Below are 13,780 nucleotides of genomic sequence, written 5' to 3' on the forward strand. Positions count from 1 at the left end.
TTTCAGCGGGCTGCGCTTACTTCTCGACGAAGGCGCGCTCGATCAGGTAGTCGCCCGGCTCGCCCATGCGCGGGGAGATCTGCAGGCCGAAGCCGTTCAGCACTTCGCTGGTCTCGTCCAGCATGCTCGGGCTGCCGCAGATCATGGCGCGGTCGTCCTGCGGGTTCATCGGCGGCAGGCCGATGTCGGCGAACAGCTTGCCGCTGCGCATCAGGTCGGTCTGGCGGCCCATGTTGCGGAACTCTTCACGGGTGACCAGGGGGTAATAGATCAGCTTCTCTTTCACCATGTCGCCGAAGTACTCGTGCTCCGGCAGAACCTTGGTGATGAAGTCGGCGTAGGCCAGCTCGCTGACCCAGCGCACGCCGTGGACCAGGATGACCTTGTCGAACTTCTCGTAGACTTCCGGGTCCTGGATCACGCTCAGGAACGGCGCCATGCCGGTGCCGGTGCTCAGCAGGTACAGGTGCTTGCCGGGCTTGAGGTCGTCCAGCACCAGGGTGCCGGTGGGCTTGCGGCTGACCATCAGCTCGTCGCCTTCCTTCAGGTGCTGCAGACGCGAGGTCAGCGGGCCGTCCGGGACCTTGATGCTGAAGAACTCCAGGTGCTCCTCGTAGTTCGGGCTGGCGATGGAGTAGGCGCGCATCAGCGGGCGACCGTTGACTTCCAGGCCGATCATCACGAACTGGCCAGTCTTGAAGCGCAGGCCCGGATTACGGGTGGTCTTGAAGCTGAAGAGAGTGTCGTTCCAGTGGTGCACGCTGAGAACGCGCTCGGTGTACAGGTTGCTCATCAAGGACTCCTAGAGATTCGTGGCGCACCCCAGCAGATCCCGGACGTAGCGCGATTGCGCGACATTTTATAGGGGGCGAGAATATCCGCAAAATAAATTATCTGGATATTGCTAATCCAAAACGCAGATAAGGGACGACTGGCGGCCGGCGCGCGCCAGCTTACGCCCCCTGCCGCCCCGCCAGGGGCGACCGAATGTCGCGCCCCTCGCCCGCCACGGAGCCAGCCGAACCGATGAAATTCACCCTGCGCCAGATGGAAGTCTTCGTCGCCGTGGCCCAGCAGGAAAGCGTGTCGCGCGCCGCCGAGGCACTCTCGCTGTCGCAGTCGGCCACCAGCACGGCCCTGGGCGAGCTGGAGCGGCAGTTCGACTGCAAGCTGTTCGACCGCGCCGGCAAGCGCCTGACCTTGAACGCCCTAGGCCGCCAGTTGCTGCCCCAGGCGGTGGCGCTGCTGGACCGCGGCAGCGAGATCGAGACGCTGCTCAACGGCAAGAGCGCCTTCGGCTCCCTGGACCTGGGCGCCACCCTGACCATCGGCAACTACCTGGCCACCCTGCTGATCGGCACCTTCATGCAGCGCCAGCCGGACTGCCGGGTGCGCCTGCACGTGCACAACACCGCCCACGTGGTGCAGCGCATCGCCCACTACGAGCTGGACCTGGGCCTGATCGAGGGCGACTGCCAGCACCCGGACATCGAGGTGCAACCGTGGATGGAGGACGAGCTGGTGGTGTTCTGCGCGCCGCAGCACCCGCTGGCCAACGCAGGCCCCGTGGACCTGCACCGGCTCAGCAGCGAGGCCTGGATCCTCCGCGAGCAGGGCTCGGGCACCCGCCTGACCTTCGACCAGGCCATGCGCCACCACATCGAGCCGCTGAATATCCGCCTGGAGCTGGAGCACACCGAGGCGATCAAGCGCGCCGTGGAGTCGGGCCTGGGCATCGGCTGCATCTCGCGCCTGGCCCTGCGCGACGCCTTCCGCCGCGGCAGCCTGGTGCCGGTGGATACCCCGCAGCTGGACCTGCGCCGGCAGTTCTACTTCATCTGGCACCGGCAGAAGTACCAGACCGCGACCATGCGCGAATTCCTCGACCTGTGCCGCAGCGAGACGGCGGGCATCAGCCGCAGCGACGAGATCGTGCTGCCGATGATTCCCTGAGGCGGGCCTGCCGAACGACCGTAGGAGCAATTGTCTATTGGGTTCCCGCGTTCGCGGGAATGACGTTGGAAAACATGACTTTCATCCCGTCATTCCCGCGTTCGCGGGAACCCAGAAAACAGCGTAGAACCTCGTCCGCGATAGCCGGAGATTGCGGCACGATTTGCGGATAAGATCCGCTCCTACGCTACCCCACCCACACCACTCCATGTAGGAGCGCGCCCTGCGCGCGAATCGCGGGCAGGGCCCGCTCCTACAGGTAACGGCGCAGGCTCAGCCGAGCAGGATCACCGCCCAGGTCACGGTGATGATGCTCAGTGCGACGAACTGCGCGGCGCTGCCCATGTCTTTGGCGTTCTTCGACAGCGGGTGGCGCTCCAGGGACACGCGGTCGACCACCGCCTCCACCGCCGAGTTGAGCAGTTCGACGATCAGCGCCAGCAGGCACACGGCGATCATCAGCGCGCGTTCGCCGCGGCTGACGTCGCAGAAGAACGCCAGCGGGACGAGGATGACGTTGATCAGCACCAGTTGGCGGAAGGCCGCCTCGCCACGGAAGGCGGCGACGAAACCGGCCATGGAGTAGCCGGCGGCGTTGAGGATGCGCTTCAGGCCGGTCTGGCCCTTGAAGGGAGAAGAAGTCACGAAGGGCTCTCTGCGAAAAAAGACGCGGCACTCTAAACCAGGCGCCGTAGGAAAATGTGAAACAAAGGTCACGGGCGGCCGATCAGGCGCCCGGAACCGTTTCCATCTGTTGCAGCAACAGCGCCGCCTGGGTGCGGGTGCGCACGTTGAGCTTGCGGAAGATAGCCGTGACGTGGGCCTTCACCGTCGCCTCGGAGACGTTCAGCTCGAAGGCGATCTGCTTGTTCAGCAGGCCCTCGCAGACCATGGTCAGCACGCGGAACTGCTGCGGCGTCAGGCTCGCCAGACCGGCGCTGGCGGCGCGCACTTCCTCGCTCAGCTCGGTCACCGCGTCGGCCTGCGGCGGCCACCAGACGTCGCCGTCGAGCACCGTGCGCACCGCTTGCTGCAGGGTGGCCATCTCGCTGGACTTGGGGATGAAGCCGCTGGCGCCGAACTCGCGGGAGCGCTGCACCACGGCGGCGTCCTCCTGGGCCGAGATCATCACCACCGGGATCTGCGGGTACTGCCCGCGCAGCAGCACCAGGCCGGAAAAGCCGTAGGCGCCGGGCATGTTCAGGTCCAGCAGGACCAGGTCCCAGTCGGCCTTCTCGTTGAGCCTGGCTTCCAGCTCGGCGATGCTCGCCGCCTCCACCAGTTTCGCTTCGGGGCCCAGGCCCAAGGTGAGGGCCTGGTGCAGGGCACTGCGGAACAGCGGATGATCGTCAGCGATCAGGATTTCATAGGAAGCCATGTAAGTTCCTTGATGGCCAGGCTCGATCCCGGCCGCGGATAACGGCGGGGCCAGCATGGGAAAGGTCGTGACCTGATTGGCGCATTGTACGCAAATGCATCGGCCGATGCCTGCCGAGAATGCAGATGCGGGCGACTCCCAGCGCACCCGCTGACGGGATGGACAGCTTTTCAAAGTCCCCGGCTTGCGGCAGAGTTGCGCTCTTTTTTTGCCTGCCGAGAACACCATGAAGAGCCACGCCCTGCGCGCCGATATCCTGATGCTGGTCACCGCCATGATCTGGGGCGTGTCCTTCGTCGCGCAGCGCCTGGGGATGGATGCCATCGGGCCCTTCCTCTATACCGGCCTGCGCTTCGCCCTCGGCGCGCTGATGCTGCTGCCGCTGCTGGCCTGGTCGGCCAGGCGCGGCGCCCAGCCGTTCAACCGCGGCCTGCTGCTGGCGGGCCTGGCCATCGGCACCGCGCTGACCCTCGGCATCAACCTGCAGCAGGTCGGCCTGCTGTTCACCAGCGTGACCAACTCCGGCTTCATCACCGGCCTGTACGTGATCATCGTGCCGCTGCTCGGCCTGCTGCTGGGCCACCGCACCGGCACGGGCACCTGGCTCGGCGCGGCGCTGGCGGTGATCGGCATGGCCATGCTGAGCATCGGCCCGGGCTTCAAGGTGGCCTCCGGCGACTGGCTGCAGCTGACCGGCGCGCTGGTGTGGGGCTGCCACGTGTTGCTGGTGGGCCTGTTCGCCAGCCGCTACGACCCCATCCGCCTGGCCTTCCTGCAGTTCGTCACCTGCTCGGTGGTGAGCATGGCGCTGGCGCTGGTGTTCGAGGAGATCCACTGGGACGCCATCGTCCAGGCCGGCCCGGCGCTGCTCTACGGCGGCCTGCTCGGCGTCGGCACCGGCTTCACCCTGCAGGTGATCGCGCAGAAGCACGCCATCGCCTCCCACGCCGCCATCATCCTGTCCCTGGAAGCGGTGTTCGCCGCCATCGCCGGGGCGATCTTCCTCGACGAGAGCCTGCACGCGCGCGGTTACTTCGGCTGCGCGCTGATGCTAGCCGGCATGCTGGTGGCCCAGCTGTGGCCGCAGAAGAAGGCCGCGGCGGCCTGAATCCTAGAGCGCGGTGTAGGGCCGCAGGGTCTGGTGCGCCGGGCTCTGCTCGTCCAGGCCGCGCTGGTGCTTGGCGCCCAGGTAGCGCTCGCTGAACACGTCCAGGTAGGCATCCAGCGCGTCCCCCGCGCGCTGGTCGCCAGCCAGGCCCAGGCACAGCGCCGCCACTTCCGCGGTGCACAGGTGCTCGTCGAACTTGGAGCGGCGCAGGCGGTAGCGCGACAGCGCGTCCGGGGTGATGCTCAGCACCGGGAAACGGTCCAGGTAGGGGCTCTTGCGGAACATCTTGCGCGCCTCGTTCCAGGTGGCGTCCAGCAGGATGAACAGCGGGCGCTTGCCGGGCTGCGGCGCGACCTTCTCCACCACCCGCTCGGCGGCGACGAACTCCCCCGGGAACACCACGTAGGGCTGCCACTGCGTATCGTCCAGCAGCGCCAGCAGGGCCGGGTCGACCTCGATCCGCGACCAGCCGAAGGCCCAGGTGTCCGGCACCGTCTCGGCGATCAGCCAGCCGGTGTTGCTCGGCTTCAGCGGCTCGGTGTCGAACATCACCAGGCACATGCCGGCGTTGGCCTGCACCTGCGGCTGCCAGGCGCACATGCAGTAGTCCGGGCGCAGGCGGCAGCCGGCGCAGCGCGGCGAACGCGAGCCGCGGGCCACGAAGGGCTTCACGCAACGGGCCAGGCGCTCGGCGCGCAGGCGGGCGACGGCATGGTTCTTGGTAGCGGGATGGACGGGCGACATCGGCGACTCGGGAGGGCGATCACGGCGGGCGGCGATTGTAACAGAGCCCCTGCGCGCCAAGGCCGCTCGGCAGCCAGGCGGTTTTCAGGGACAATGGGGGATTTGCGGCGTCGGCGAACCGTGCCGGCGTCGCGCGGTCGAATACGCACCCGTTTCAGGAGAAGCCCATGCTGCGCCTAACCGCCCTCGCCCTCTGCCTCGTCCTGCCCGCGGCCCACGCCGCGTCGCTCAAGGACTTCGAACTGGCCAAGACACTGGAGAAAGTCGCCAAGGAAAGCAGCGAAGGCACTCCGCGCGCGATCAACGAGGACATCCTCGACCAGGGCTACACCGTCGAAGGCAACCAGTTGATCAACCACCTCAGCGTGCGCGCCAGCCACGCCGCGAAGATGCGCGCCAACCCCGAGAGCGTGCGCAGCCAGCTGGGCGACAGCGTGTGCAGCAACACCGGCTACCGCCAGTTGCTGGCCCAGGGCGCGGTGCTCACCTACGACTTCACCGAGTACCACAGCAACGCCCCGGTGGCCGTCGAGCGCTTCGATGCCGGCAGCTGCCGCATCAAGCTGCAGAAGTGAAGCCGGAGCCATGCTGGAATCGGAAAAGCTCAACCTGCTGAAGATCGCCCGCACGCCGATGCCCTTCGGCAAGTACCAGGGACGCATGCTGGTGGACCTGCCGGAGGAGTACCTGCTGTGGTTCCAGCGCAATGACAGCTTTCCCAAGGGCGAGCTGGGCCGCCTGATGCAGATAGTGCTGGAGCTGAAGGTCGAGGGCCTTGATTCTCTGGTGAAACCGCTGAAGCGCTAAGACGCCTCAGCGTTTCAGCGCAGGGCCCGCGGGTCCCCCTTGCCGGCCAGCGCCGCGACCTCCTCGGCGGTCAGCAGCGCGCTGCGCGGTACTTCCAGCAGGCGCGCGCAGGCTGCCAGCACATCGCCCCAGCAGGCCCGGTTGGCGAACAGCATGCCGGGCTCGTCGAGGGTCCCGCCGCGGTTGCGGTAGCCCAGCACCGAGCTGCGCAGTGCATCCGGCAGGATCGGCCACAGGTGCCCGCGCGCCACTTCCGGGCGCATGTGGGTGAGCAGCACGCGGCGCCCGTAGGCGTCCGGGAACAGTTGCTCGATCAGCGCCTCGTCGGCCACCGCCGCCAGTTCCCAGTTGTCCCTCGGCGCGCGGAAGCGCCCCGGCTCCTGCAGGTAGACCAGGCGGTACGGGTAGCCGGCCTCGGCCAGACGCGCCACGGCGCGACGCATCTCACCGAGCTGGTAGCTGCCGTTGGCGATCAGCAGCAGCGGATCGCTGCCGGGATGTTCTTCCACCACGATGGCGCCATCGCGCGCCAGTTGTTCCGCCTGGGCCCGGTCGAACAGGTTCGGCCGCTCGCGCTTGGGCGCTACTACGCAGGCGAGCTGCCCACGGCTGCGGTAAATCTGCGGCAGCAGCGCCAGCAGGCTGTTGTGGTCGGCGGGGAACAGCACCCGCACCATGTCGCTCATCTCGCCGAGCAGGCTCTCGCAGAAGGTGGTGTCCTGGTGCGACTGCTGGTTCTTGCCGTTCTCCCAGGTGTGCGATGTGGCCACCAGCGGCCAGCCGAGCCAACCCGCCGGGCGCCCCGCCTCCTTCTGCAGGCGGGCGAAGATCAACGCCTGGCGCACCGCGCCGAGCATCTTCACGCAGAACGCCTCGTAGCTGGCCACCAGGTTGAGCCCGCCCTGGTTGGCCAGGCAGGCGGAAACCACGGCCTCCTCGTTGAGTGCGGTAATGACCCGCCCGTCGACGGCCTCCAGCGCGCTCTCCGGCTGGCAGACGCGGTGCTTCAGCGCCTTGAGCACGCCGCCCAGGCGGTTGCTGGCCAGCTCGTCGGGGTTGCCGACGCGGGCCCGCAGGTCCGGGTTCGCCGCGCACAGTTCGCTGAAGAAGCGGTCCAGCGCCAGCATCGGCGAGCACTGGTCGTTGCGGTAGTGCAGCTCCGGCAGGCTGGGCTCGATGGGCCGGCGCACCGCCAGCGGATTGTCGCGCTCCAGCAGGCGCCCCTGGCGGCTCGCGGTGAACAGTGCGCAGGCGGCGTCCAGCTCCGCTTCCGGCACCCACAGCCGCGCCGCGTGCTGGTTGAACAGCTCACGGGCGTTCGCATCGTCGTGAGGATTGCCCGGCAGCGGCAGGTTGTGCGCGGCGTTGCTGCCGGCGCCGTAGAAGCCGAAGCCCTTGACCGTCTCGGCGATGCCGTAGGGAATCGGCAGCGGGTACTGCAGGATGCCGCTGTTCTTCTCGTGAACGCGATGGGCCAGGCGCTGCTCCATCTCCCAGAGCGCGCAGACGAAGGCGGCCGGGTCGCGGCCGTCGAAACTCAGCGGGTCGAAGCCGCAACCGCTCAGGTGGTGCTTGAAGCCCTCCAGACCCTCGCGGGTGCCCAGTTGGGTGCGCTGCTCGATGCGCCGGCCATTGGCGATCATCACCGGCAGGGCCACGCCGCAGTCCTCGGCGCGCCACCAGCGGGGCATCCAGTCGCTGCCGCGCTGCTCCTCGGCGGCGCCGTCGGAGAGGAAGGCCACCAGGGTCTCGCCGGGTAGCGGCAGGTGCGCGTACTGCAGTTCGGCGAAGCCCAGGTAGCCGCCTTCGGCGATGCCGCCGGCGGTATGCGGGTTGACGTGGCTGCCCAGGGGCGCGGCGACGCTGCCGTCCGGCGCCTGGGCGTAGCTGTAGAAGTCCTGCACCAGGCGCTCCAGGCCGGCGGCGTCGATACTGTAGCGCCGCGCCTGCTCGGGCTGCAGGTTGGCGGTCAGCACGTTGAGCGCCTCGATGGCCGCCACGCAGTGCCCCTGCCCCATCAGCCAGCCGCGGGTGGTGCCGGTCAGGCCATTGAGCGCCAGGTAGCCGGCATAGGCTGGCACCATGTTCAGGGCGCCGCCGGTGTGGCCCTCGGGGCTGGCCTTGAAGTCCTCGGCCTGCAGCGGCGTGCCGTCCAGGTGCACACGGCGCGCGTAGGTCATGTGCACCACCAGCCAGAGCCCGGCGCAGGTCAACCGGTCCAGCGCGCGGAACAGCCGGTAGACGCTGGGCAGGTCCGGCTGCAGGCCGGCTTGGACCAATTGATGAGCCACGCGGAAGACCGCAGCCTGGGTCAGCGCGCTATGCTCAAGCGGACCGTATCCGCTCAACCATTCGGCGAATGCCGGCTGCTCCGCCGCGTGCGCGGCCAGTTCGTCCGGACTGGGCAGTATCTGCGACATGCTCGACGTTCTCCCTGGGGCTATGGGGGAAGTCTAGGTCGCCGGATGGGAGCGGCGCTGACCTGTATCAACGCCATTTCGTTCCAGCTACGCGAGTCTGAAATACCGAATCCTGCTAAGGAGGCCCCATGGCCCTACTCACTTTCATCGGCGCGGCCCAGGAAGTCACCGGTTCCTGCTACCTGCTGGAAACCCGGGACGGCGTGCGCGTGCTGCTCGAGTGCGGCATGCGCCAGGGCCGCAGCAACGGCAAGAGCACCCGCGACAACGAGGCCAGCAATCGCACGCCCTTCCCCTTCGACCCGAAGAGCCTGAACGCGGTGGTCATCTCCCACGCCCACATCGACCACAGCGGCCTGCTGCCGCGCCTGGCGAAGGAAGGCTACAAGGGGCCGATCTACGCCACCGAGTCCTGCTGCGAACTGCTGGAACTGATGCTGATGGATTCGGCCAACATCCAGGAAAAGGACGCCGAGTGGGAGAGCAAGTGGCGCGCCCGCCTGAACAAGCCGGCGGTCACCCCGATCTACACCGTGGAAGACACCGAGAAGGCCCTGAAGCTGCGCCGCAGCGTCAGCTACGGCAGCACCGTGGAAGTGGCGCCCGGCATCCGCGTGACCTTCCACAACGCCGGGCACATCCTCGGCTCGGCCATCGTCGAGATCGAGATCCACGAACAGGGCCTGACGCGCCGCCTGGTGTTCTCCGGCGACCTGGGCAACACCTGCTCGCCGCTGATGCGCACGCCGACGCCGCTGAGCCGCGCCGACGTGGTGCTGCTGGAATCTACCTACGGCGACCGCGACCACCGCGACAACAACGAGACGCTGCTGGAACTGGCGGACATCCTCGAACAGGCGCAAAAGGACGGCGGCAACGTGCTGATCCCCGCCTTCGCCGTCGGCCGCACCCAGGACCTGCTGTTCTACCTCGGGCGCTTCTACCAGGAAGGCCGCCTGCCGCAGCAGATGGTCTTCCTCGACAGCCCCATGGCCGCGCGGGCCAACGACATCTACCTGCGCCACTCCGGCGAATTCTCCGACAGCGACCGCGAATACATCCGCGGCACCGGCACCGTGAAGCTGTCCGAATGGCTGCCGCTGCTGCGCACCACGCAGACGCCGGAAGACTCCATGGCGATCAACCGCATCAAGAGCGGCGCCATCATCATCGCCGGCAGCGGCATGTGCACCGGCGGGCGCATCGTCCACCACTTCAAGCACAACCTCTGGCGCCAGGAGTGCCACATCGTCTTCCCCGGCTTCCAGGCCAAGGGCACCCTGGGCCGCACCATCGTCGACGGCGCCGAGAGCGTGCGCGTATTGCGCCAGCGCATCGCCGTGCGGGCGAAGGTCCACACCCTCGGCGGCTTCTCCGCCCATGCCGGACAATCGCAATTGATTCAGTGGGTTGGCCACTTCGAGAACAAACCCGAGCTATACCTGATACATGGCGAGCGGGAAAAGATGGATGCCCTGCAGGCCGCACTGCTCGAACGCCTCGACTGGAAAGCCAACATTCCCGAACAGGGGGACCGCATCGCAATCTGAAACAGGGTCATCGCCGACTGTCATCAGCGGCATGTCAGACTGGCGCACGCCTACGACAAGGGGTTGAAGAACAAGGAGTATCCCCATGCCCTATGAACCCGAGGACTACCTCTCCAGACACTTCCAGACCAGCGGCACCGACCTGACGCAGAAGGTCGAGGAGCTGGCGGCCCTCGCCGCGCAGGGCGACAGCCCGAACCTGCCGCTGTACCGCGAGATGCTCTTCACCGTGGCGCGCATGGCCCAGGCCGACCGCAACCGCTGGGACGCCAAGATCATGCTGCAGACGCTGCGCGAGATGGAGCACGCCTTCGCCACCCTCGAGCAGTTCAAGCGCCGGCGCAAGGTCACGGTGTTCGGCTCGGCGCGCACGCCCCCGGACCACCCGCTGTACGCCCTGGCCCGGGACCTGGGCCGCACCCTGGCGCGCTACGACCTGATGGTCGTCACCGGCGCCGGCGGCGGCATCATGGCCGCCGCCCACGAAGGCGCGGGGCTGGAGAACAGCCTGGGCTTCAACATCACCCTGCCCTTCGAGCAGCAGGCCAACCACACGGTGGCCGGCACCAACAACCTGCTGTCGTTCCACTTCTTCTTCCTGCGCAAGCTGTTCTTCGTCAAGGAAGCCGACGCCCTGGTGCTCTGCCCCGGCGGCTTCGGCACCCTGGACGAGGCGCTGGAAGTGCTGACGCTGATCCAGACCGGCAAGAGCCCGCTGGTGCCGGTGGTGCTGCTCGACCAACCCGGCGGGCATTACTGGGAGCAGGCGCTGCAGTTCATGCAGGAGCAACTGCTGGACAACCGCTACATCCTGCCCAGCGACATGCACCTGATGAAACTGGCCCGCTCGGTGGAGGACGCGGTCGGGGAGATCGCCCACTTCTACAGCAACTTCCACTCCAGCCGCTGGCTCAAGGACAACTTCGTCATCCGCCTCAACCACCGCCTCAGCGACAGCGCCATGCAGCGCCTGCACGAGGAATTCGGCAACCTCTGCCTGCACGACGGCTTCCACCAGCAGGCCTGCGGCGAACTGGAAAAGGACGAGCCGGAATTCACCCAGCTCACGCGCCTGGCCTTCGCCTTCAACGGCCGCGACCACGGCCGCCTGCGCGAGCTGGTGAACTTCATCAACGACAAGCAGAACTGGACCGAGGCTTGTCCCGTTCCTGCATAGGCCACTGCACCTGTAGGAGCGGGCCCTGCCCGCGATTCGCGCGCAGGGCGCGCTCCTACATGGAATGGCGCAGGTGATTCCGGCTATCGCGGACGGAGTCCGTTCCTACACCCACGCCCAACCGTAGGGCGTATAACCGTTCGCGGTTATACGCCGTTGGTCCGACGTGACACCGCACTGGCGCGTGATTCCGGGGGAAAACGGTGTGCGGAATGGCGTAGGGGCAACTGTCTTGCCAACCACGCCGAGGTGTTCTCTGTAGGAGCGAGCTTGCTCGCGAACAGACTCCGCAGCGGGATTTATTCGCGAGCAAGCTCGCTCCTACGAGAAGCCGTGCCCGCGTCTGTACAAACGGATCTTATCCGCAAACCACGCCGATACCGCCAGCTATCGCGGACAAGCGAACGTGGTATGTGAATGGCGTAGGAGCGGACTCCGTCCGCGATTCGGCCGACAGGCCGGTCAACCAGCGCCAGCCCCGGGCTCAGTCGTCCCCGCCCCGCCCACTGAACAGGCGATTGATGGCTTCCATGGAAAACCCCCGGTAGGCGAGGAAACGCCCCTGCTGGGCACGCTCCCTGGCGTCCTGGGGCAGGCGGGGGAACTTGCGGTGCCAGACATCCCGCAGTTGCGCCTGCCAGTCGACATCCGCCTCGCCCAGGGCCTTTTCGATCTCGCCCCGTGGCAGGCCGCGCAGGCTCAGCTCCTCGCGAATTCGCAAGGGGCCATAGCCGCTGCGCGCCTTGCTGGCGATGAAGGCTTCCAGGTAACGGGATTCGTTGAGTAGCCCTTCCTCGGCCAGGCGGTCGAGGGCGGGCTCGATGAGCTCCGCAAGCGCGCCGCGCTGGCGCAGCTTGCGGACGAGTTCGGCGCGACCGTGCTCGCGTCGCGCCAGGAGGTCCATGGCGGCCCGCCGCACGGCGACGGGCGTATCGAGCACGGTCGGCATCGGCGGGATCAGTAGTCGAGGTCGGCTTCAGCGGCCTCGGCAGCTTCGGCTGCAGCCAACTCGGCCTTGGTCGGCGCCGGCTGGTTGTTCAGCAGTTGCTCGCGGATGGCCTTGTCCAGCACCGCGCAGATTTCCGCGTTCTCTTCCAGGTACTTGGCGGCGTTGGCCTTGCCCTGGCCGATCTTGCTGCCCTGGTAGCTGTACCAGGCGCCGGATTTCTCCACCAGGCCCAGTTGCACGCCCAGGTCGATGATCTCGCCGGTGCGGTAGATGCCCTTGCCGTAGAGGATCTGGAACTCGGCCTGGCGGAACGGCGGGGCGACCTTGTTCTTCACCACCTTGACGCGGGTTTCGCTGCCGACCACCTCGTCGCCTTCCTTCACCGCGCCGGTACGGCGGATGTCCAGGCGCACGGAGGCGTAGAACTTCAGGGCGTTACCGCCGGTGGTGGTTTCCGGGTTGCCGAACATCACGCCGATCTTCATGCGGATCTGGTTGATGAAGATGACCAGGCAGTTGGCGTTCTTGATGTTGCCGGTGATCTTGCGCAGCGCCTGGGACATCAGGCGGGCCTGCAGGCCGACGTGGGCGTCGCCCATCTCGCCCTCGATCTCGGCCTTGGGCACCAGCGCCGCCACGGAGTCGACGATGATCACGTCCACCGCGTTGGAGCGCACCAGCATGTCGGTGATTTCCAGGGCCTGCTCGCCGGTGTCCGGCTGCGAGACCAGCAGGTCGTCGACGTTGACGCCCAGCTTGCCGGCGTAGTCCGGGTCCAGCGCGTGCTCGGCGTCGACGAAGGCGCAGGTGGCACCCTGGCGCTGGGCTTCGGCGATGACCGAGAGGGTCAGGGTGGTCTTGCCCGAGGATTCCGGGCCGTAGATCTCGACGATACGGCCTTTCGGCAGGCCGCCGATGCCCAGGGCGATGTCCAGGCCCAGGGAGCCGGTGGAGATGGCCGGGATGGCCTGGCGCTCGTGATCGCCCATGCGCATTACCGCGCCCTTGCCGAATTGGCGTTCGATCTGTCCCAGGGCCGCGGCCAGGGCGCGCTTCTTGTTGTCGTCCATTGAAGTCCTCGCGAAGTCAGGCGGCCGGGATGGGCCACGAACAACTGTATAAGTAGACAGTATTATTTCACAGGGCAAGGCGCGCGCCTACCCCCGAACGGGATTTTCCCCGACGGCCAGTCGCAACACCCCGTCCAGAGCGGCCGTCACCGCCTGCCGGCGCACCGCGAGGCGGTCGCCGGAAAAAAGAAAGCGCTGCGCGGAGCATTGTTCGCCATCGGCCCAGCACAACCAGACGGTTCCTACAGGCTTCTCTGGCGAACCACCATCCGGACCGGCGATGCCGCTGACCGCAACAGTGAAACGCGCGCCACTGCGCGCCTGTGCGCCGCGGGCCATGGCCTCGACCACTTCCCGGCTGACCGCGCCGACCTGTAGGAAAAGTTCGTCAGGCACGCCCAGCTGCGCGCTCTTCTGCGCGTTGGAATAGGTGACGTAGCCGGCGTCGAACCAGGCCGAGCTGCCGGCGATCCGCGTGATCGCCTCGGCGATGCCGCCGCCGGTGCAGGACTCGGCGGTGCTGACCCGCGCCCCCAGCCGCTGCAACTGCGCGCCCAGGCGCGCGGCCAGGTCGGTGATGCCTTCGTCGCTGATGCTCATTGCGTACTCCGATGCTTAAGCCGT

The 13,780-nt window shown here is 67.3% G+C and carries 14 protein-coding genes; 6 read left to right on the forward strand and 8 right to left on the reverse strand.

Features of this window, described 5'->3' with window-relative positions:
- Positions 1 to 16: 16 nt before the first annotated feature.
- Positions 17 to 793, reverse strand: coding sequence for a ferredoxin-NADP reductase (gene fpr / locus ACTWJ5_RS24195; protein WP_009616858.1), 777 nt, complete (start codon positions 791 to 793; stop codon positions 17 to 19).
- A 233-nt stretch (positions 794 to 1,026) separates the two neighbouring features.
- Here fpr and ACTWJ5_RS24200 point away from each other — a divergent pair, with 233 nt between their 5' ends.
- Positions 1,027 to 1,953: a LysR family transcriptional regulator gene (locus tag ACTWJ5_RS24200; RefSeq protein ID WP_009616855.1), complete on the forward strand. Its 927-nt coding sequence runs from the start codon at positions 1,027 to 1,029 to the stop codon at positions 1,951 to 1,953.
- Positions 1,954 to 2,226: 273 nt separating this feature from the next.
- On the opposite strand, the gene ACTWJ5_RS24205 is transcribed toward ACTWJ5_RS24200, so the two are convergent.
- Positions 2,227 to 2,598 (reverse strand): diacylglycerol kinase, encoded by a 372-nt coding sequence (locus tag ACTWJ5_RS24205; protein ID WP_009616854.1) that lies wholly within the window; start codon positions 2,596 to 2,598, stop codon positions 2,227 to 2,229.
- Positions 2,599 to 2,680: 82 nt separating this feature from the next.
- Entirely contained in the window at positions 2,681 to 3,331 is a 651-nt protein-coding gene (gene erdR / locus ACTWJ5_RS24210; protein WP_074985503.1) for a response regulator transcription factor ErdR, read from the reverse strand.
- 226 nt (positions 3,332 to 3,557) lie between these two features.
- Between erdR and ACTWJ5_RS24215 the strand changes: the two genes are divergently transcribed.
- On the forward strand, positions 3,558 to 4,439 hold the full coding sequence (locus ACTWJ5_RS24215) for a DMT family transporter (protein ID WP_444436708.1): 882 nt from the start codon (positions 3,558 to 3,560) through the stop codon (positions 4,437 to 4,439).
- A 3-nt stretch (positions 4,440 to 4,442) separates the two neighbouring features.
- Here the strand turns inward: ACTWJ5_RS24215 and ACTWJ5_RS24220 are convergent, their stop codons facing one another.
- On the reverse strand, positions 4,443 to 5,183 hold the full coding sequence (locus ACTWJ5_RS24220; RefSeq protein ID WP_261747913.1) for a tRNA-uridine aminocarboxypropyltransferase: 741 nt from the start codon (positions 5,181 to 5,183) through the stop codon (positions 4,443 to 4,445).
- Between the two features lie 167 nt (positions 5,184 to 5,350).
- Here ACTWJ5_RS24220 and ACTWJ5_RS24225 point away from each other — a divergent pair, with 167 nt between their 5' ends.
- Positions 5,351 to 5,758 (forward strand): quorum-sensing-regulated virulence factor family protein, encoded by a 408-nt coding sequence (locus ACTWJ5_RS24225; protein ID WP_043271144.1) that lies wholly within the window; start codon positions 5,351 to 5,353, stop codon positions 5,756 to 5,758.
- A gap of 10 nt (positions 5,759 to 5,768) precedes the next feature.
- On the forward strand, positions 5,769 to 5,990 hold the full coding sequence (locus tag ACTWJ5_RS24230) for a DUF3820 family protein (RefSeq protein WP_009616847.1): 222 nt from the start codon (positions 5,769 to 5,771) through the stop codon (positions 5,988 to 5,990).
- Positions 5,991 to 6,004: 14 nt separating this feature from the next.
- Here ACTWJ5_RS24230 and ACTWJ5_RS24235 read toward each other — a convergent pair whose 3' ends face one another.
- Positions 6,005 to 8,410, reverse strand: a complete 2,406-nt coding sequence (locus tag ACTWJ5_RS24235) for a xylulose 5-phosphate 3-epimerase (protein ID WP_444436709.1) — start codon at positions 8,408 to 8,410, stop codon at positions 6,005 to 6,007.
- Positions 8,411 to 8,538: 128 nt separating this feature from the next.
- On the opposite strand from ACTWJ5_RS24235, the gene ACTWJ5_RS24240 reads away from it, so the two are divergent.
- Both ACTWJ5_RS24240 and ACTWJ5_RS24245 read left to right on the forward strand, forming a co-directional pair.
- Positions 8,539 to 9,960: an MBL fold metallo-hydrolase RNA specificity domain-containing protein gene (locus tag ACTWJ5_RS24240; RefSeq protein WP_074985510.1), complete on the forward strand. Its 1,422-nt coding sequence runs from the start codon at positions 8,539 to 8,541 to the stop codon at positions 9,958 to 9,960.
- A gap of 85 nt (positions 9,961 to 10,045) precedes the next feature.
- On the forward strand, positions 10,046 to 11,137 hold the full coding sequence (locus tag ACTWJ5_RS24245; protein WP_444436710.1) for an LOG family protein: 1,092 nt from the start codon (positions 10,046 to 10,048) through the stop codon (positions 11,135 to 11,137).
- Between the two features lie 484 nt (positions 11,138 to 11,621).
- On the opposite strand, the gene recX is transcribed toward ACTWJ5_RS24245, so the two are convergent.
- The 3 genes from recX to ACTWJ5_RS24260 form a co-directional block, all read right to left on the reverse strand.
- Positions 11,622 to 12,086 (reverse strand): recombination regulator RecX, encoded by a 465-nt coding sequence (gene recX, locus ACTWJ5_RS24250; RefSeq protein ID WP_444436711.1) that lies wholly within the window; start codon positions 12,084 to 12,086, stop codon positions 11,622 to 11,624.
- Positions 12,087 to 12,094: 8 nt separating this feature from the next.
- A complete protein-coding gene (recA, locus tag ACTWJ5_RS24255; RefSeq protein WP_009616839.1) occupies positions 12,095 to 13,156 on the reverse strand; it encodes a recombinase RecA in 1,062 nt (353 codons plus the stop codon).
- 87 nt (positions 13,157 to 13,243) lie between these two features.
- Positions 13,244 to 13,756, reverse strand: coding sequence for a CinA family protein (locus ACTWJ5_RS24260; protein WP_444436712.1), 513 nt, complete (start codon positions 13,754 to 13,756; stop codon positions 13,244 to 13,246).
- Positions 13,757 to 13,780: the final 24 nt, after the last annotated feature.

Origin of the sequence: Pseudomonas sp. A6, assembly GCF_052367875.1 — a bacterium.
Lineage (GTDB): Bacteria > Pseudomonadota > Gammaproteobacteria > Pseudomonadales > Pseudomonadaceae > Pseudomonas > Pseudomonas citronellolis.